This window comes from Lysobacter defluvii IMMIB APB-9 = DSM 18482 (assembly GCF_000423325.1).
Taxonomy (GTDB): domain Bacteria; phylum Pseudomonadota; class Gammaproteobacteria; order Xanthomonadales; family Xanthomonadaceae; genus Novilysobacter; species Novilysobacter defluvii.
Window position 1 is genome coordinate 118052 of the sequence record NZ_AUHT01000004.1, and the last position, 16415, is coordinate 134466.

At 71.0% G+C, this 16415-nt stretch carries 16 protein-coding genes; 11 read left to right on the top strand and 5 right to left on the bottom strand.

What is annotated here, in order from left to right; translation table 11 throughout:
• Positions 1–37: 37 nt before the first annotated feature.
• On the top strand, positions 38–964 hold the full coding sequence (locus G545_RS0100665) for a M14 family metallopeptidase (RefSeq protein WP_027068709.1): 927 nt from the start codon (positions 38–40) through the stop codon (positions 962–964).
• Positions 965–972: 8 nt separating this feature from the next.
• Here G545_RS0100665 and G545_RS14845 read toward each other — a convergent pair whose 3' ends face one another.
• Positions 973–2616, bottom strand: coding sequence for an EAL domain-containing protein (locus G545_RS14845; protein ID WP_052106750.1), 1644 nt, complete (start codon positions 2614–2616; stop codon positions 973–975).
• Positions 2617–2755: 139 nt separating this feature from the next.
• On the opposite strand from G545_RS14845, the gene G545_RS0100675 reads away from it, so the two are divergent.
• The gene (locus G545_RS0100675; protein ID WP_027068710.1) at positions 2756–3868 is read left to right on the top strand and encodes a metallophosphoesterase; all 1113 of its coding nucleotides are present in this window, start codon (positions 2756–2758) and stop codon (positions 3866–3868) included.
• A gap of 19 nt (positions 3869–3887) precedes the next feature.
• Here the strand turns inward: G545_RS0100675 and G545_RS0100680 are convergent, their stop codons facing one another.
• Positions 3888–4424: a peroxiredoxin gene (locus G545_RS0100680; protein WP_154656471.1), complete on the bottom strand. Its 537-nt coding sequence runs from the start codon at positions 4422–4424 to the stop codon at positions 3888–3890.
• Positions 4425–4553: 129 nt separating this feature from the next.
• Here G545_RS0100680 and G545_RS0100685 point away from each other — a divergent pair, with 129 nt between their 5' ends.
• From G545_RS0100685 to G545_RS0100700, 4 genes are all read left to right on the top strand, one after another.
• Positions 4554–5477, top strand: coding sequence for an NAD(P)/FAD-dependent oxidoreductase (locus tag G545_RS0100685; RefSeq protein WP_027068712.1), 924 nt, complete (start codon positions 4554–4556; stop codon positions 5475–5477).
• 61 nt (positions 5478–5538) lie between these two features.
• Entirely contained in the window at positions 5539–7008 is a 1470-nt protein-coding gene (locus G545_RS0100690; RefSeq protein WP_027068713.1) for a 2-hydroxymuconic semialdehyde dehydrogenase, read from the top strand.
• A gap of 22 nt (positions 7009–7030) precedes the next feature.
• Positions 7031–7450: a RidA family protein gene (locus tag G545_RS0100695; RefSeq protein WP_027068714.1), complete on the top strand. Its 420-nt coding sequence runs from the start codon at positions 7031–7033 to the stop codon at positions 7448–7450.
• Positions 7451–7707: 257 nt separating this feature from the next.
• Positions 7708–9831 carry a M13 family metallopeptidase gene (locus tag G545_RS0100700; protein ID WP_027068715.1) on the top strand — a complete coding sequence of 708 codons (2124 nt, stop codon included), beginning with the start codon at positions 7708–7710 and terminating at the stop codon, positions 9829–9831.
• A 102-nt stretch (positions 9832–9933) separates the two neighbouring features.
• Here the strand turns inward: G545_RS0100700 and G545_RS0100705 are convergent, their stop codons facing one another.
• A complete protein-coding gene (locus G545_RS0100705; RefSeq protein ID WP_027068716.1) occupies positions 9934–10419 on the bottom strand; it encodes a pyridoxamine 5'-phosphate oxidase family protein in 486 nt (161 codons plus the stop codon).
• A gap of 95 nt (positions 10420–10514) precedes the next feature.
• Between G545_RS0100705 and G545_RS0100710 the strand changes: the two genes are divergently transcribed.
• From G545_RS0100710 to G545_RS0100730, 5 genes are all read left to right on the top strand, one after another.
• Positions 10515–11312, top strand: a complete 798-nt coding sequence (locus G545_RS0100710; RefSeq protein WP_036137049.1) for a glucose 1-dehydrogenase — start codon at positions 10515–10517, stop codon at positions 11310–11312.
• A 108-nt stretch (positions 11313–11420) separates the two neighbouring features.
• A complete protein-coding gene (locus G545_RS0100715) occupies positions 11421–12518 on the top strand; it encodes a serine hydrolase domain-containing protein (RefSeq protein WP_027068718.1) in 1098 nt (365 codons plus the stop codon).
• 139 nt (positions 12519–12657) lie between these two features.
• Complete coding sequence (locus G545_RS0100720) at positions 12658–13344, top strand: DUF502 domain-containing protein (RefSeq protein ID WP_027068719.1); 687 nt, start codon at positions 12658–12660, stop codon at positions 13342–13344.
• Positions 13341–14282 (top strand): alpha/beta hydrolase, encoded by a 942-nt coding sequence (locus G545_RS14850; RefSeq protein ID WP_027068720.1) that lies wholly within the window; start codon positions 13341–13343, stop codon positions 14280–14282. Before G545_RS0100720 ends, G545_RS14850 begins: the two co-directional genes overlap by 4 nt.
• Positions 14248–15201, top strand: a complete 954-nt coding sequence (locus G545_RS0100730; protein ID WP_052106895.1) for a glutaminase — start codon at positions 14248–14250, stop codon at positions 15199–15201. The genes G545_RS14850 and G545_RS0100730 overlap by 35 nt, the downstream gene beginning before the upstream one ends.
• Positions 15202–15208: 7 nt before the next feature.
• Here G545_RS0100730 and G545_RS15755 read toward each other — a convergent pair whose 3' ends face one another.
• The gene (locus G545_RS15755) at positions 15209–15496 is read right to left on the bottom strand and encodes a hypothetical protein (RefSeq protein ID WP_036138704.1); all 288 of its coding nucleotides are present in this window, start codon (positions 15494–15496) and stop codon (positions 15209–15211) included.
• Positions 15480–16205 carry a class I SAM-dependent methyltransferase gene (locus G545_RS13040; protein ID WP_081677647.1) on the bottom strand — a complete coding sequence of 242 codons (726 nt, stop codon included), beginning with the start codon at positions 16203–16205 and terminating at the stop codon, positions 15480–15482. The genes G545_RS15755 and G545_RS13040 overlap by 17 nt, the downstream gene beginning before the upstream one ends.
• Positions 16206–16415: the final 210 nt, after the last annotated feature.

Below are 16415 nucleotides of genomic sequence, written 5' to 3' on the forward strand. Positions count from 1 at the left end.
GGGCATCATCAGGGGCGATCCAACGCAGGGCCGCTACATGATTTCCGAACGCTTCCACCCCATCGGCACCCCCGGCACCCCCTGGGGCGACGCGGAGAAAGCCGAATGGCTGGCGCAGCAGTCGCGCCGGCGCAGCTACCTCGAGGACGTGGTGAAGGCCGTCGACGCGCTCCGCGACCGTTTCGATGTGCACCAGTACGGCCAGCTCGAGTACCACGGCGAGTCATTCCCTCTGTATGCGCTGCGCAGCCGCGAGTGGCGCCCCGAGCTGCCCGCTGCGCTTGTGACGGGCGGCGTCCACGGGTACGAAACCAGCGGCGTGCACGGCGCACTGCAGTTCGCCCGCGACGACGCGGCCGACTACGAGGGCAGGGTGAACCTGGTGGTCGTGCCGGCGGTCAGCCCGTGGGGCTACGAGCGGATCCACCGGTGGAACGCGCATGCAGTCGATCCCAACCGGTCCTTCGTGCCCGGCAGCCCGGCCGGCGAGTCGGCGGCGCTGATGGAGCTGGTCGCATCGCTGCGCGGCCGGATCCTGGTGCACATCGACCTGCACGAGACCACCGATACCGATGAATCGGAGTTCCGGCCGGCGCTGGCGGCGCGGGACGGCAAGGCTTTCGAGCCGGGCACGATCCCCGACGGGTTCTACTTGGTGGGGGATTCGGAGAAGCCGCAGCCCGGGTTCCAGAAGGCCATCATCGACGCGGTCGCGAAGGTCACCCACATCGCGCCGCCGGACTCCGCCGGCCGGATCATCGGCGAGGTCCCCGCCCAGCCGGGGGTCATCAACTACCCGCTGCGCAAGCTGGGCCTGTGCGCGAGCGTCACCGATGCGCCCTACGTGACCACCACCGAGGTCTACCCGGACAGCCCGAAGGCCACGCCACGACAGTGCAACGACGCGCAGGTGGCCGCGGTGCGCGCCGCCCTCGACTACGCGCTGGCGCAGGAAGGCGCCTGACCCACCCGCTACGCGTCCGGGGGGGCGCTCCCCTGGGCGCGGAGCATCGACGCGAACTCCTCCGGCGGGATGGGGCGGCAGACACCAAAGCCCTGGGCGATGTCGCAGCCTGCCTCGCGCAGCCAGCGCAACGTCTCCTCGTCCTCGATTCCCTCGGCGGTGACCACCGCGCCCACCTCGTGGGCAAGGTGGATGGTCGCGCGCAGGATCGCCCGGTCCGAGGAGGACTCCAGCGCCGTGGTGACGAAGCTGCGGTCGATCTTGATTTCCTCGGGGGCGAGCCGGCGCAGGTGGGTCAATGAGGAGTGCCCGGTCCCGAAGTCATCCAGCGAGATGCGGATCCCGTGCCGGCGCAGCCGCGGCAGGGCGTCGGCGACCAGGTCGGGCGCGTGCATGATGTCGGTCTCCGTGACCTCGAGGATCAGGGCGTGGCCGCGGTCGCCCGTCAGCTCGATGATCCGGTCGACCAGCGCCCGGTCGGCGAGGTCGTTGGCGCCGATGTTCACCGACAGCGTCGGCTGCGGGTCCATTGCCGGCCAGGCCTGCAACTGCTCCATGGCGCGCCGGATCATGTACAGGTCCAGGGCGCCCATCTCGCCATGGAACTCGGCCAGCGGAAGGAAGTCGCCCGGGGCCAGCGGCCCGCGCTCGGGGTGGTTCCAGCGCACCAGCATCTCGCCGCCGGTCCACAGTCCCGTCCTCAGGTCCTGCTTGGGCTGCACCGCGTACCCCAGCGAGCCGTTGGCGATCGCGAGGCGCAGGTCCACGAGCAGGCGCGAGGCGCTTGACGGGTCCGGCGGCCGCCGCCTGTGGCGCATCCAGGCAAACCCCGCGCCCAGCAGCGCCACCGGCAGGAGCCACCAGGCCCACGCCAGCCGGTTGCCCGGTTCGCGCGCTGCGCCGATCTGGCCGAGCCAGTGCCTGTAGAGCCGGTCCTGCGCCCCGGAGTCGCGCACGCGCACCAGCGCTTCGTCCAGTGCCTGCGCCAGTTCCGGCCGGTCGCTGCGCACCGCGAGCGCGTAGGTCTGCTCCAGCAGTGGCGGGCCCAGCGGGACCAGGCCACGAAGGCGTTCGCGATTGATCGTGTGCAGGCCCACCCCGGTGGGCACGAGGGCGTAGTCCGCCTTGCCTTGGGCGACTGCGCGCAGCGCCTGCGGCTCGGTCCGCACCAGCACCAGGCCGGGCCCCGGCTCGAGCTGTTCCAGCGCCTCCCACGCGCGGCCGTGGTCCTGCACGGCGACCGTGTACGGGTGCAGCGCATCGAGCCGCGCGACTTCGGGCCTGCCCTCGCGGCCGAACACGCCGTGGTAGCGCAGCAGGTAGGGGCGGGTGAACAGGAACCGGCTGCCACGCCGGTCCGAGGTGAACATCGGGACGACATCCACTTCGTGGCGCTCCAGGCGGGCCAGTGCCTCGTCCCAGCCGCCCAGCTCGAAGCGGACATCCATGCCCAGGTCGCGGGCCAGCAGGCGGAGGAGCTCGACGTCGAAGCCGCTGGCCTGGCCATCGTCGTCGAGCATCTGGAACGGCGCGTACCCGGCGTCGCCGCCCACCACCAGCGTGTCCCTCGGCGCGGGACTGGCGTGCAGTGCCGGCAACGCGTGCAGCAGCACCAGCAGGGCGAGCGCCCACCCGGTCTTGCAGGGCGCCATCACCCAGGGCCGAAGCCGCGGTTTTCCGTCGGCGTGGAGTCGCCCCCCCGGTTCTCGCATGTGTCGGTTCCGGTTACCGGCAACCTGTGTAACACGAAGTCGCGGTACGGTGCGCGCCGACTCCTGTGCGGAAGCCGTGATGTTCTCGCTCATCCTCAACGTCGTCGGTTCCCTGTTCCACTTCTACGTCGCCGCCCGCCTGCGCCGGGTGGAGCCGCTGCGGCGGCGCGTGGGTGCACGTGCGTGGTGGGTGGGCGTGATCGTGCTCTGGGTGCTGTACCTGGCGGGTGTACGGATCGGCGACGAGGAGCTGGACTGGCGCTGGTGGCCCGGCCAGTTCGCCATGATGTGGCTGGGCATCACCTTCCTGATGACGATGTGCCTGCTGCTGGCCGACCTGCTGACGGGCTTCGGCTGGTGGGTGCGCCGCAGGGTGGCTTCCACTGCACTGGGGATCGCCGCGGTCGGCGGGGTCCTGCTGTGCGCCTTCGCCATCTTCCAGGCGGCGCGCGCACCGGTGGTGAGCACGCACGAGGTGGTGCTGGAGGCGTTGCCTGCGGAGCTGGACGGCACCGTGCTGGTGGCGATGACCGACCTGCACCTGGGTGCGCAGCGGGGCGCGCGCTGGATGGCCGGGCGGGTGGAGCAGGTGAATGCGCTGTCGCCGGACGTGGTGGTGATGGTGGGCGACCAGGTTGAGGGCCGGCCGACCGGGGAGGACCGGCTGCCCGCCGCGCTGGGCGGCATCCGGGCGCCGCTCGGGACCTGGGCGGTGACCGGCAACCATGACTTCCATGGCGACCTGGCGGCGACGCTGGCGGAGTTCGAGGCCGGCGGGGTGCGCTGGTTGCGGGACGGCAGCGTCGAGCTGGCACCTGGATTGGTGCTCAGCGGCATCGACGACATCGGTCGCTGGATGCGGCAGGGCGGCGACTACGCGGCGGGACTGGGCGAAGTGCTCGACCGCCGCCCGCCGGGGGCCTCGATCCTGCTCTCGCACACACCCGCCCCCGGGCTGGTGGAGCGTGCCGCGGAGAAGGGCGTGGACCTGATGCTCGCCGGGCACACCCACGGCGGGCAGATCTGGCCCTTCGGCCATCTGGTGGCGCGGCAGTTCCCGCCGGTGGTCGGGGAGCACCAGGTCGGCGGCATGACCCTGCTCATCAGCCACGGCGCCGGCAGCTGGGGACCGCGGATGCGGCTGTGGCACCCCGGCGAGATCCACCGCATGGTGCTGCGCTCCCCCGGCTGAGCCTGCCGGGGTCGCGGCGTCAGGGCGCCAGCGCGTCGAGCATCGCCTTGACGTGCCCGGCGGGGTTGCCGTCCGAGTGCACCGCGACGATGCGGCCATCGCGGCCGATCACGTAGGAGGTGCGGCTGGACATGTCGCGCCCCTCCATCACCGCGTCGTAGTCGGCGGCGATGCGGGCGTCCTCGTCGGCGGCGACGGGGAACTTGCCGGCGCAGGTCGCGGTGTCGCTGGAGAACTCGCGCAGCTGGTCGGTGTTGCCGGCGGTCACGCCGATGACGGTGGCGCCGTGCTCCCTGAAGCGGTCGATCGCCTGGGAGAACAGCGAGGCCTCCAGGTTGCAGCCGGGCGTGTTGGCGGCGGGGAAGAAGTACAGCACCACTGGGCCGTCCTCCAGCGCCCGGGCGAGGTTGAACTCGAACGGCTCGCCGGCAAGCCAGCCATCGGCGGAGAAGTCCGGGGCGGCGTCGCCGGGCTGCAGCGTGGCGAGGGCAGGCTGCGAGCAGGCGGTGGCGAGCAGGAAGGCCAGGCCAAGCAGGGTGGATTTCAGGGCATTCATGGTGGGGCGCTCCCGGGGCTGTGGATCGGCGACTCCATCCTACGCCGCCCGGCGGCGGGCGCACGCGCGCTGAGCAGGCGTACACGCCGCCGGCCCTAGGCTGCCGGCTTCCTTCGTGGGAGCGCGGGCATGGCGGAACAGTGGGAGTGCGTGATCGTCGGCGCCGGGCCGGCCGGGCTGTCGGCGGCCCTGTACATGGCCCGCTTCCGTCGGCGCGTGCTGGTCGTCCATGACGGGCGTTCGCGTGCGCTGCGCATCCCGGTGACGCGCAACGTGCCGGGGTTCCCGGACGGCGTCGAGGGCCCGGGGCTGGTCGACCGGATGCGGCGCCACGCCGTGGAGTACGGCGCCGGAATGCGGGAGGCGGAGGTCGTGCAGGCGCGCCGCGGGGACGAGGGCTTCGTGCTGACCCTGGCCGACACCCGCGAGCAGCTGCATGCGGCGAGCCTCATCCTGGCCACCGGCCTGTACCTGCAGCAGCCCCCGCTCGAAGAAGGGGTGCACGAGGCGGCGCTGCGTGCCGGCGTGTTGCGCTACTGCCCGATCTGCGACGGACACGAGCAGATCGACCGCTGCATCGGCGTCATCGGCGCGGACGGGCACGGGGCCAGGGAGGCCCTGTTCCTGCGGCGGTTCTCCGCCGACATCACCCTGGTGCCGCTCCACAACAGCGAGGTCACCGCGAAGGACCGCACGCGCCTGCAGCAGGCCGGCATCCGCGTGGTGGACCGTCCGGTGGCGCACCACGCCCCGGGTGAGGACGGGTACCGCGTGCAGCTGGACGGGGACGATCAGCCGCTCCGCTTCGACGTCGTATACCCGGCGCTGGGCGTACGCCAGCGCACCGAACTTGCGGTGATGCTGGGGCTGGAACTGGGCGGGGACGGTACGACCGCCGCCGATTCGCCACTGGGTACGCCGGTGCCGGGGCTCTACTGCGCGGGCGACATCGCCGAGGGGCTCGACCAGATCAGCGTGGCGATGGGGCATGGCGCGCTGGCCGCCACCCGGGCGCACAACTGGCTGCGGAGCCGGGAGGCCCCCGGGGAATGACGCTCCCGGCCGCGGCCGATAAGGTAGCGGCAGCGCCCCCGGGGCGGCACGGAACAGCGGGATGACAGCCAGGCAGTACAGGAATTACGTCGGTGGCCGCTTCGTGGCCACCGGCAACACCTTCGATGACGTCAATCCGGCGACCGGCGAGGTGGCCGCGCAGGTGCACGAGGCCGATGCCGCGCTGGTCGACGAGGCGGTGCGCGCGGGCCACGCGGCGCTGGCCGGCGAATGGGGCCGTACCACCGCGGAGGACCGCGCCGCGGTGCTGGACCGCATCGCGGCGCTGATCGACCTCCGCGCCGATGACTTCATCGCCGCGGAGGTCGAGGACACCGGCAAGCCGGTGGCGCTCGCGTCCAGCGTCGACATCCCTCGCGGCGCGGCGAACTTCCGTGCCTTCGCCGGCATGATCCGGGTACACGGGGGCGAGATGTACGAGAGCGCGACGGCGGACGGCACCGGGGCGCTCAACTACTCGATCCGCCGGCCGCTGGGCGTGGTCGGGGTCATCGCGCCGTGGAACCTGCCCCTGCTGCTGCTGACCTGGAAGCTGGCGCCGGCGCTGGCCTGCGGAAACGCCGTGGTGGCCAAGCCGTCGGAGGAGACCCCGGCCACTGCGACGCTGCTGGCCGAGGTGATGGACGAGGCGGGCGTGCCGGCGGGGGTCTTCAACCTGGTCCACGGCTTCGGGCCGGGATCCGCGGGCGAGGCGATCGTCACCCATCCGGACATCAATGGCATCACCTTCACCGGCGAGTCGCGCACCGGGGCCACGATCATGCGCCAGGCCGCCGAGGGCGTGCGCCCGGTGTCCTTCGAGCTGGGCGGCAAGAACGCCGCGCTGGTGTTCGACGACTGCGACTTCGACAAGGCCGTCGACGGGATCGCCCGGGCCAGCTTCATGAACACGGGGCAGGTGTGCCTGTGCACCGAGCGTGTCTACGTGCAGCGAGGCATCTTCGACCGCTTCGTCGAGGCGCTGGCGGGGAAGGCGCGCGCACTGCGGCCGGGCGACCCCCACGATGCGCAGACCACGCTGGGCCCGCTGATCTCGGCCGTGCACCGGCGCAAGGTGCTGTCGTACTTCGACCTGGCGCGGGAGGAGGGTGCGCAGGTCGTGACCGGCGGCGGGGTGCCGGAACTGGAGGGCGCCGCCGCGGGCGGCTTCTTCGTCGAGCCCACCATCTGGACCGGCCTGCCGCAGTCCGCGCGCTGCCTGCACGAGGAGGTGTTCGGACCGATCTGCCACGTCATGCCTTTCGACACCGAGGACGAGGCGGTCGCGCTCGCCAACGACAGCGCCTACGGACTCGCCGCCTCGGTCTGGACCGGCAGCCTGGAGCGCGCACACCGGGTAGCGGGCCGCGTCGACGTGGGGCTGCTGTGGATCAACACCTGGTACCTGCGCGACCTGCGCACCCCCTTCGGCGGCACCCGCCTGTCCGGCATCGGCCGCGAGGGTGGCCGGCACTCGCTCGACTTCTATTCCCAGACCCGCAACGTCTGCATCAAGCTCGGCGATGGCTGAGCAACAGGAGCACCCAGGACCGATGGACACGCAAGCCCAGGTAGTGGCGGGCAAGGCCCGCCCGCGCGGCCGCTTCCCCCACGTCAAGCGCGCCGGCGACTTCCTCTACGTCTCCGGCACCAGCTCGCGCCGCCCCGACAACAGCTTCGCCGGCGCCGAGGTCGACGAAATGGGCGTCACCCGCCTGGACATCCGCGAACAGACCCGCGCCGTGATCGAGAACCTGCGCGACCTGCTGGCCAGCAGCGGGGCAGGGCTGGAGGACCTGGTCGAGGTCGGCTGCTTCCTGGTGAACATGAACGACTTCGGCGGCTTCAACGAGGTCTGGGGGGAGTACTTCGACGAGAGCGGGCCGACGCGGACGACCGTCGCGGTGCACCAGCTGCCGCATCCGTTGCTGCTCGTGGAGATGAAGGCGGTGGCGTACGTGCCGCGTAGATAGCCGCCTCCGCGCACCAGACCCCCTCTCCCGCTTGCGGGAGAGGGTTGGGGTGAGGGGCTTCTGATTTTGCTGTTGATCTGGGACTCAAGAGCAAAAGCCCCTCATCCGCCCTTCGGGCACCTTCTCCCGCAAGCGGGAGAAGGGAGGGGACGCGGGAGAAGGGACTTCGCCCGACCCAACCCTTGGCACTCCCCCCGCCCGGGCCCATGGGGTAGAAGGGACGGATCAGTCCCACCCCGATCTCCGAGAGACCCACCTTGAAGAAGACCCTGCTTTCCGCCGCGACCGCCGTCGCGCTCAGCCTTGTCGCCGCGCCCGCGGCATTCGCCCACGATGCCTGCCTCGACGAGGCCTGCCACACCCTGTCGCTGATCGACGCCGGTGACCACGCGGCGGGTGGCGCGTCCGCGCCGATCGAGGCGCAGCGTTTTGGTGAATGGGGCATCGACACCGCCGGCATGGACCCCAGCGTGCGCCCGGGCGAGGACTTCTTCGCCTACGTCAGCGGCACCTGGGCAGAGAACACCGAGATCCCGTCGGACAAGTCGATGTACGGCTCGTTCCTGGTGCTGCGCGACCTGTCCGAGGCCCGCGTGCGCCAGCTGCTGGAGGGCTACCAGCTGGGCGATCCGGCCGGCACGGACAACGCCGCCAAGCTTGCGGCCCTGTACCAGGGCTTCATGGACGAGCAGGCGGTCGAGGCGCTGGGCGCCCAGCCGCTGCAGCCGCACCTGGAGGCCATCCGCGCCGTCGCCAGCAAGGACGACATGGCCCGCCTGATGGGCCAGCGCAACGCCAGCTTCGGCAGCAGCTTCTTCGGCCACTACGTGGGCGACGACCAGCGCAACCCGGACGTCTACACCCTGTACCTGAGCCAGTCCGGCCTGGGCCTGGGCGACCGCCAGATGTACCTGGACGAGAAGTTCGCCCCGCAGCGCGAGCGCTACGTCGAGTACATCGCGCAGATGCTCGAACTGGCGGGCTGGGACGATCCGCAGGGCAACGCGCAGAAGATCATGGCGATGGAGACGGAGATCGCCGAAGCCCACTGGACCCGCGCCGAGAGCCGCGACCGCGACAAGACCTACAACCCGGTGAAGTTCGCCCAGCTCGACACCGTCGCGCCGGGCTTCCCGTGGCAGACCTACCTGGCCGCGGCGGGCGTGGATTACGCCGACGCCGGCGTGATCCGCCAGGACACCGCGCTGCCGAAGATCGCAAAGATCTTCGCCAACGCCGACCTGGACACCCTGAAGGCCTGGCAAGCCTTCCACACCACCGACAACGCCGCGCCGCTGCTGTCGAGTGACTTCGTCAACGCCGAGTTCGAGTTCCGCAGCAAGTTCCTGTCGGGGCAGCCGGAGCAGCGCGAGCGCTGGAAGCGCGCCGTTGCCTACGCCTCCTCGGCCATGGGCGAGGCAATCGGCGAGGACTACGTCGAGCTGTACTTCCCGGCCGACGCCAAGGCCAAGATGGACGACCTGGTCGCCAACGTGAAGGCGGCCATGGGCGCGCGCCTGGACACCCTGGAGTGGATGAGCCCGGCGACCAAGGCCGAGGCCCACGCCAAGCTCAAGGGCTTCGGCCTGAAGATCGGCCACCCGGACGAGTGGCGCGACTACAGTGCCCTGAAGCTGGCCAACGGCGACGTGTTCGGCAACGCCGAGCGTGCGATGGCGTTCGAGTGGGACTACCGCAAGGGCCGCATCGGCCAGCCGGTGGACAAGGGCGAGTGGGGCATGACCCCGCAGACCGTCAACGCCTACTACAACTCGGTCAAGAATGAGATCGTGTTCCCGGCCGCCATCCTGCAGCCGCCGTTCTTCGATCCGGATGCCGACCCGGCGGTCAACTACGGCGCCATCGGCGGCGTGATCGGCCACGAGATCATCCATGGCTTCGACGACCAGGGTCGCAAGTCCGACGGTGCCGGGCTGCTGCGTGACTGGTGGACCGCCGAGGACGCGGCCAAGTTCGAGGAGCAGGCGGCCAAGCTCGGTGCCCAGTACGAGGCCTACGAGTTCCCGCAGCTGCCGGGCATGCACATCAACGGCCGCGTCGCGATGGGCGAGAACATCGGCGACCTGGGTGGCCTGACCATCGCGCTGGAAGCCTACCGCCGCTCGCTGGACGGCCGGGAAGCCCCGGTGATCGACGGCTTCAGCGGCGAGCAGCGCCTGTTCATGGGCTGGGCGCAGGTCTGGCGCACCCTGTGGCGCGACGACGCCCTGCGCCAGCAGCTGGTCAACGGCACCCACTCGCCCGGCCACATCCGCGCCTTCGCGCCGCTGCGCAACATGGATGCGTGGTACGAGGCGTTCAACGTGACCGAGGCCGACCCGCTGTACATCACGCCGGAGGATCGCGTCCGGATCTGGTAAGGCGCGGAGTCCGCCGGTAAGAAGCGCCGCACCGCCGGTTGGGGGTGCGGCGCTTCTGTTTGGGAAGAGCGGGAAACGGGAACGGGGAACCGGGAACCGGGGTCAGTCCAGGTCGACGGTGTCGCGGTCCTGCCCGTCCTGGTCGGTGGGCTTGATGCCCAGCATCAGCTTCACGCCCGCCAGCAGCTGGCCTTCGTTCAACCACACCTGCGCCTCGGATACGTCCAGGCGCAGCAGGGTGATCCGGGGGTCGTTTCGGCCCTCGAACCAGGCCTCGACCATCGGGCTCCACAGCCGGTCCATGACCGCCTGGTCGTTGTCGACCACCAGGGTGCCGCGCATCGACGCGAACAGGTCCAGGCCCTTCTTGGTGAAGGTGGCGATGGCGCGCTGCTCCGTGGACACGGCCCGCGCCAGGTCCGTCTCGCTGGAAGTGAAGAACCAGAACGGCGAGTGGTTGCCGTCCATCAGCAGGGTCATCGGCTGCGGCTGGACGGCGGCGTCGGCGCCGTCGAGGCCGAGCATCACGAAGCGGTCCTGCTGCAGCGCGTCCCAGAGCTTTCCGGCGATTTCCTGTTGGGTGGCCATGGAGGGTCCTCGTTTGGGGGAGGCCTCCGGTTCTAGTGGGGCAGGCGTTAGGATCGCGTCTGGTTGCCGGGCACGAAAGCCCAACGGAGACCCTCATGCGCCTCAAGGACAAGGTCACACTGGTGACGGGCGCGGCCCGCGGAATCGGCGAGGCGATCGCCCGGGCCTTCGCGGCGGAGGGCGCGTGGGTCTGCGTCACCGACATCGACGTGGAGGGTGGCGAGCGGGTGGCGGCGTCCCTCGGGTCGTCCGGTGCCTTCCTCCGCTTGGACGTGCGCGACGAAGCCGGATGGCATGACACCACCGGCGCGCTCCTGCGGCAGCACGGGCGGCTGGACGTGGTCGTGAACAACGCCGGCATTACCGGCTTCGAGGGCGATCCGGTCCCGCACGACCCCGAGAACGCCACGCTGGAGGCCTGGCGTGCGGTCCACGAGACCAACCTCGACGGCGTGTTCCTGGGGTGCAAGTACGCCATCCGGGCGATGCGCGCGACCGGCACCGGTTCGATCATCAACCTGTCCTCGCGCTCGGGGCTGGTGGGCATCCCGGCCGCCGCGGCGTATGCGTCGAGCAAGGCCGCGGTGCGCAACCACACCAAGAGCGTGGCGCTGTACTGCGCGCAGCAGGGCATGAAGGTGCGATGCAACTCGATCCACCCGGCCGCGATCCTCACGCCGATGTGGGAGCCCATGCTCGGCACCGGTGAGGAGCGGGAGGCGAACATGAAGATGTTCGTGGCCGACACGCCGCTGGCGCGGTTCGGCACGCCAGGGGAGGTGGCGGCCGTCGCGGTCCTGCTGGCGTCGGACGAGTCGGGCTACATCACCGGGGCGGAGTTCAACATCGATGGTGGGATCCTGGCGGGGGCGGCGGGGGCGCCGGCGAGGTAGCGGCGTCACCCGGATCTTCAGCGGGCGATCGTCCCTGCGTCCGGCAAGTGGCGGGCTGGTCGCGTATAACCACGTCGACCTCGCGGTGCGGTCGATAGTCTCGGGCGGATGAACAAGTCGCCGCTTTTGGTCCTGCTCCTCGCGCTTACGGTCCCACCCGCTTGCAGCCAACCGCAGCCGCCCGCCCCGACCGCCGTCGATCCGCCGGCCGCCGCCGAGGCCGGGCCGGCCGCGCCACCGGCCGACGCGCGTCCGGATCCAGGACCGGCGGTCCGGCAGCTGCTGGAGGAAGCCGGCGCGATCGAGCCGCTCAAGGCCGTGGTGGTCGCCCACGAAGGCGAGGTCATCGCTGCCCGCGGCTACCGGGGCGCGACGCCGGACTCCCCGGCCAACATCAAGTCGGCGTCCAAGACCGTGATGTCCGCGCTGGTCGGCATCGCCATCGACAAGGGGGTGCTGGAAGGCGCGGACCAGCCAATCGCGCCGCTGTTGCGCGACCGGCTGCCCGAAGATCCGGATCCGCGGCTGCAGCGGATCACCATCGGCCACCTGCTCAGCATGCAGGCCGGGCTGGAGCGAACCTCGGGGCGCAACTACGGCGCCTGGGTGGCCAGCCGGGACTGGGTGCGCGACGCGCTCCGCCGTCCGTTCGTCGACGAGCCGGGCGGGGCGATGCTGTACTCCACCGGGTCAACCCACCTGCTGTCGGCGATCCTGACCCGGGAATCGGGGCGCTCCACCCTCGAACTGGCCCGCGAGTGGCTGGGCCCACTGGACGGCTTCGAAATCACCGCCTGGGACCGCGACCCGCAGGGCATCCACCTGGGTGGCAACAACATGGCGATGAGCACGCGCTCGCTGCTGGCCTTCGGCGAGCTGTACCGCAACGGCGGGGTCACCCCGGATGGCGAGAGGCTGCTGTCGCGCGAGTGGATCGAGGCCTCATGGACGCCGCGCACCAACTCGAGATTTACCGGGGACGGCTACGGCTATGGCTGGTTCCTGCGCGACCTGGCGGGGGAGCCGGTGCGCTACGCCTGGGGCTACGGCGGGCAGATGCTGTACGTGGTGCCGTCGCTGCAGCTCACGGTGGCGATGACGTCGGACGAGACCGAGGCCTCGGCACGCACCGGGCACCGGGATGATCTCCACCGGCTCATGGCGGAGATCATCCGGGCCGTCAGGGCGCCTGCTTCCCGATCGTGAACGGGTCCATGAGCGTGCGCCGACGGTGCAGGCACGGTACTCGAGGCGCCTCCGACGATGCCGGTCCCCGCGGACCGCCCCCCACATCCCGCCGCTACACTCCGGTTCCCGGTTCCCCATTCCCCATTCCCCTCCCTCCATGCGCCTCCTCCGCCCCTTCCTCGCCACCTGGCTCACCGGGCTGCTCGCCATCCTTCCCCTGCTGCTGACGATCGGACTGGTGGCATGGGTCGTGGGTCTCCTGAACCGCTTCGTGGGCCCGGAGAGCACCCTGGGGCGCTCGCTGTCCGTGCTGGGCATGCTCGCGGGCAACCCGGCCCTGGCCTGGTTGGTGGGGACCGCGCTGGTGCTGGCGGCCATCTACCTGCTGGGGCTGCTGGTCCAGTCCAGGCTCAAGGGACCGGTGATGGCGGCGATGGACGCCTCGATGCGCCGCATCCCGCTGGTCGGTCGCGTGTACGAGGTCGCGCAGCGCTTCGTGGGCGTGATCGGCGACCGCGGGAACGCGGCGGACATCGCCGCGATGAGTCCGGTGTGGTGCAGCTTCGGCGAATCGGGGGTCAAGGTCCTCGGACTGCTGCCGAACCCCGAGCCGGTGGAGATCCTGGGACGCAGGCACCTGGCGGTCCTGGTGCCCACGGCGCCCATTCCCGTCGGTGGCGGGCTGTTGTACGTGCCGGTGGAGTCGGTCGCACCGGCGGCCATCGGGGTGGACACCCTGACCAGCGTCTACCTCTCGATGGGGATCACCGCGCCGGTGCAGGGGCCCGTCCGCGGCCGGCGGAGCGAGGCGCCGGCGGCCGAAGTGCCCGGCGCGGGTAGGTGATCCGCGCGGCACTGCTGCTGGTGGTGCTCGCGCTGGGTGCCTGCACCCACGAGATCGACGAGTCGATGCTGCTGTATCCGCATCGGGGCGTGGCGGTGGACGTGGGGGCGCTGGCGGGGCAGTTCCCCTCGCACGAGGTGCGCCGCGAGTGGATCACGGCACCCGACGGCACCCGCCTGCAGGCGCTGCGCTTCGAGCGTCCGGACGCGGTGGCGGCCGTGCTGTACTTCGGCGGCAACGGGTACACGATCGGCAACTTCGCCGCCGCGACGGCGGAGGCCTACCGCGGGCTGCCGGTCGACCTGGTACTGGTCGACCACCGCGGCTACGGCGGCAGCGGGGGACGTGCCGGCGTGGAGGCGCTGCTCGACGACGCGCTGGTCGTGCACCGCCATGCCGCCGAGCGCGCGCGTGACCGCGGCCTGCCGCTCGTGGTCCATGGCCATTCGCTGGGCAGCTTCCTTGCCGGACACGTCGCGGCCGCGCACCGGCTCGATGGGCTCGTCCTGGAAAGTTCGGTTACCACCATTGAGGACTGGGGCGGGCACTTCCAGTCCATGCAGCCGTGGTGGATGCGGCTTGCGATTCGTGGCGTGGAGCCGGCGCCGGCGCTCCGCGGCCGGGGCAACGCCGGGCTGATGGACCGGCTGGACGAGCCGGTGCTGTTCCTGGTCGGCGACGAAGATGCACTGACGCCCGCGCGGTTCACCCGGGAGCTGTACGCCGGGGCACGGCTGCCGGAGCGCTGCAAGCGACTGGTGGTGGTGCCCGGTAAGGGGCACGACGGGGCGACGCAATCCCGGGAGTTCCGCGAAGGGATGGAATGGCTGCTGTCCCTGCGGCCGCCCGGGGACGCGGCCGTTACAATGCAGCCCACACGCCGCCCGACCCGCGAGAGGCCTGATGCCGCCGCTGACCTCCCTGCACCCTGCGCTTGAACGGCACGACTTCTCCGCCATCCTCGAGACCATCAACCGGGAGGTGAGGGAACGCTTCGGGGAAGGCGAGGTCGCGGACTACATACCCAAGCTGGCCTCGGTCCCGATCGACCGCTTCGGCATGGCGCTGGTGACGCTGGATGGGCAGGTGCACTGCGCTGGGGATGCGCGCGAGCCGTTCTCGATCCAGAGCATCGCCAAGGTCCATGGCCTCACGCTGGCCCTCGACGTCGCCGGGGCGGAGCTGTTCGACCGCGTAGGCCGGGAGCCCTCCGGCGTCTCGTACAACTCCCTGGTGCAGCTGGAGTTCGAGCAGGGCATCCCGCGCAACCCGATGATCAACGCCGGGGCGCTGGTGGTCGCCGACATCATCCTGTCCCACTACGAGCGCCCGCGCGAAGTGCTGCTGGAGTTCATGCGGGCACGTTCCGGGAACCCCGGGGTCGGGTTCGACCCCGAGGTGTTCGCGTCCGAGAAGGAGACCGGCTTCCGCAACGCCGCGCTGGCCAACTTCCTGCGCAGCTTCGGCAACATCCACAACGACATCGAGGCGGTGCTGGACTTCTACTACTCCCAGTGCTCGCTGCGGATGGACTGCGTGGACCTGGCCCGGAGCATGCTGTACCTGGCCGATGGCGGCTTCTGCCCGGTTTCGGACACGCAGGTCACCCGCGCCGACCGCGCCAAGCGCATCAACGCGGTCATGCTGACCTGCGGCACCTACGACGCGGCCGGCGATTTCGCCTTCCATGTCGGTCTTCCCGCCAAGAGCGGGGTGGGCGGCGGCATCGTCGCCGTGGTGCCGAAGGTGATGAGCCTGTGCGTGTGGTCGCCCGGGCTGGACACGAGGGGGAACTCGCTGCTGGGGGGCCATGCCCTGCACCGGTTCACCGAGATCACCGGGCTGTCGGTCTTCTGAGGCGGGCTCAGCCGGCGGTGCCGGTCTTCTTGGCCTTGCCGGCCGTGCGCGACGGGGTCTTGGCGGCCTTGCTGGCCGTGGCCTTGCGGCTGGCGCTCTTGCTGGCGTAGGGGCGCAGCGGCGTATTGCCGAGGACCTCGATGCGTCCGCCGCGCTTCTTGAACTCGGCGATGTCGCTGGCGATGGCCTGGCTGGTCAGGTGCGTGGCGTTGGCCGCGCGGGAGCGGCCGGAGCCGCGGCGGTGCGGGGCGCTGGTGGTGGTCTTGGTGGTCTTCTGGTTACTGCTCTGGGACATGGGTCCTCCAGTCGGGACGGATGGGCCGCGCATCGGCGGGACGCCGGCGCGCGGGGCGGGAATGGCGGCGGAAGTGCAGGACCCGCAGCTTGCTGCGGGTGTCGCCCGCGGGGGCGGTGGCGGTCCACGGCTCGAGCACGAAGCCCTGTTCCTCCAACAGGCGAGTGAACAGGCCCCGGCCGCCGCGGCCGGAGTCGGTCACCACCACCTCGGACACGCCGTCGGCGTGGCGCTCGACCACGCCGGCCAGGAGCCTTGCGTGGTCGCGCTCGTACATGACGTCGCTGGCGATCACCACGTCGAAACGGCCCAGCGAAGGCAGCGGCTCCAGCCAGTGCAGCTGCCGGTACGCCACCGCGGGGAGGCCGTTGAGCGCGGAGTTGTAGGCCAGGAACGGTTCCGCCAGCGGGTGGATGTCGGTGGCGACCACGTCCGCGCCACGGCGCTGCAGGACCAGGCTGGGCGCGGCGATGCCACAGCCGATCTCGAGGAAGCGCTTGCCCTCGATGTCGAACCCGCTCATGACCTCGGCGAGCAGCTCGCCGGCGGGCCAGAGCTGGCCGAACAGGCTCCACTGCGAGCTGGAGATCCCGAGCCGGGCGCCGTGGCCGTCGGGGTCGGAGAATTGTTGCAGGTCGCTGAGGACGCGCAGGCGGAAGCGTTCGCTGCCCGCTTGCAGCTCGATCAGGCGTACGTCGTAGCCGGGCATTCACTCCCTCGGGAGCGGGGCGCGCTGGGCGCGGGACGGCGGGGCCGTCGGGCCTGCACCGGAGGTGCGGGGCGTGTTGCTTCGGGGCAACGCAGCCATTATACGAATCGCGGCTGAACGGGTGCTGTTGGGGCGGTTGACAGGGCTCAAGGGTTTTGCAAATCGGCCGCTAACGAGCCGACAGCGTCCGCCCGCCGGGGGCGGCCGATA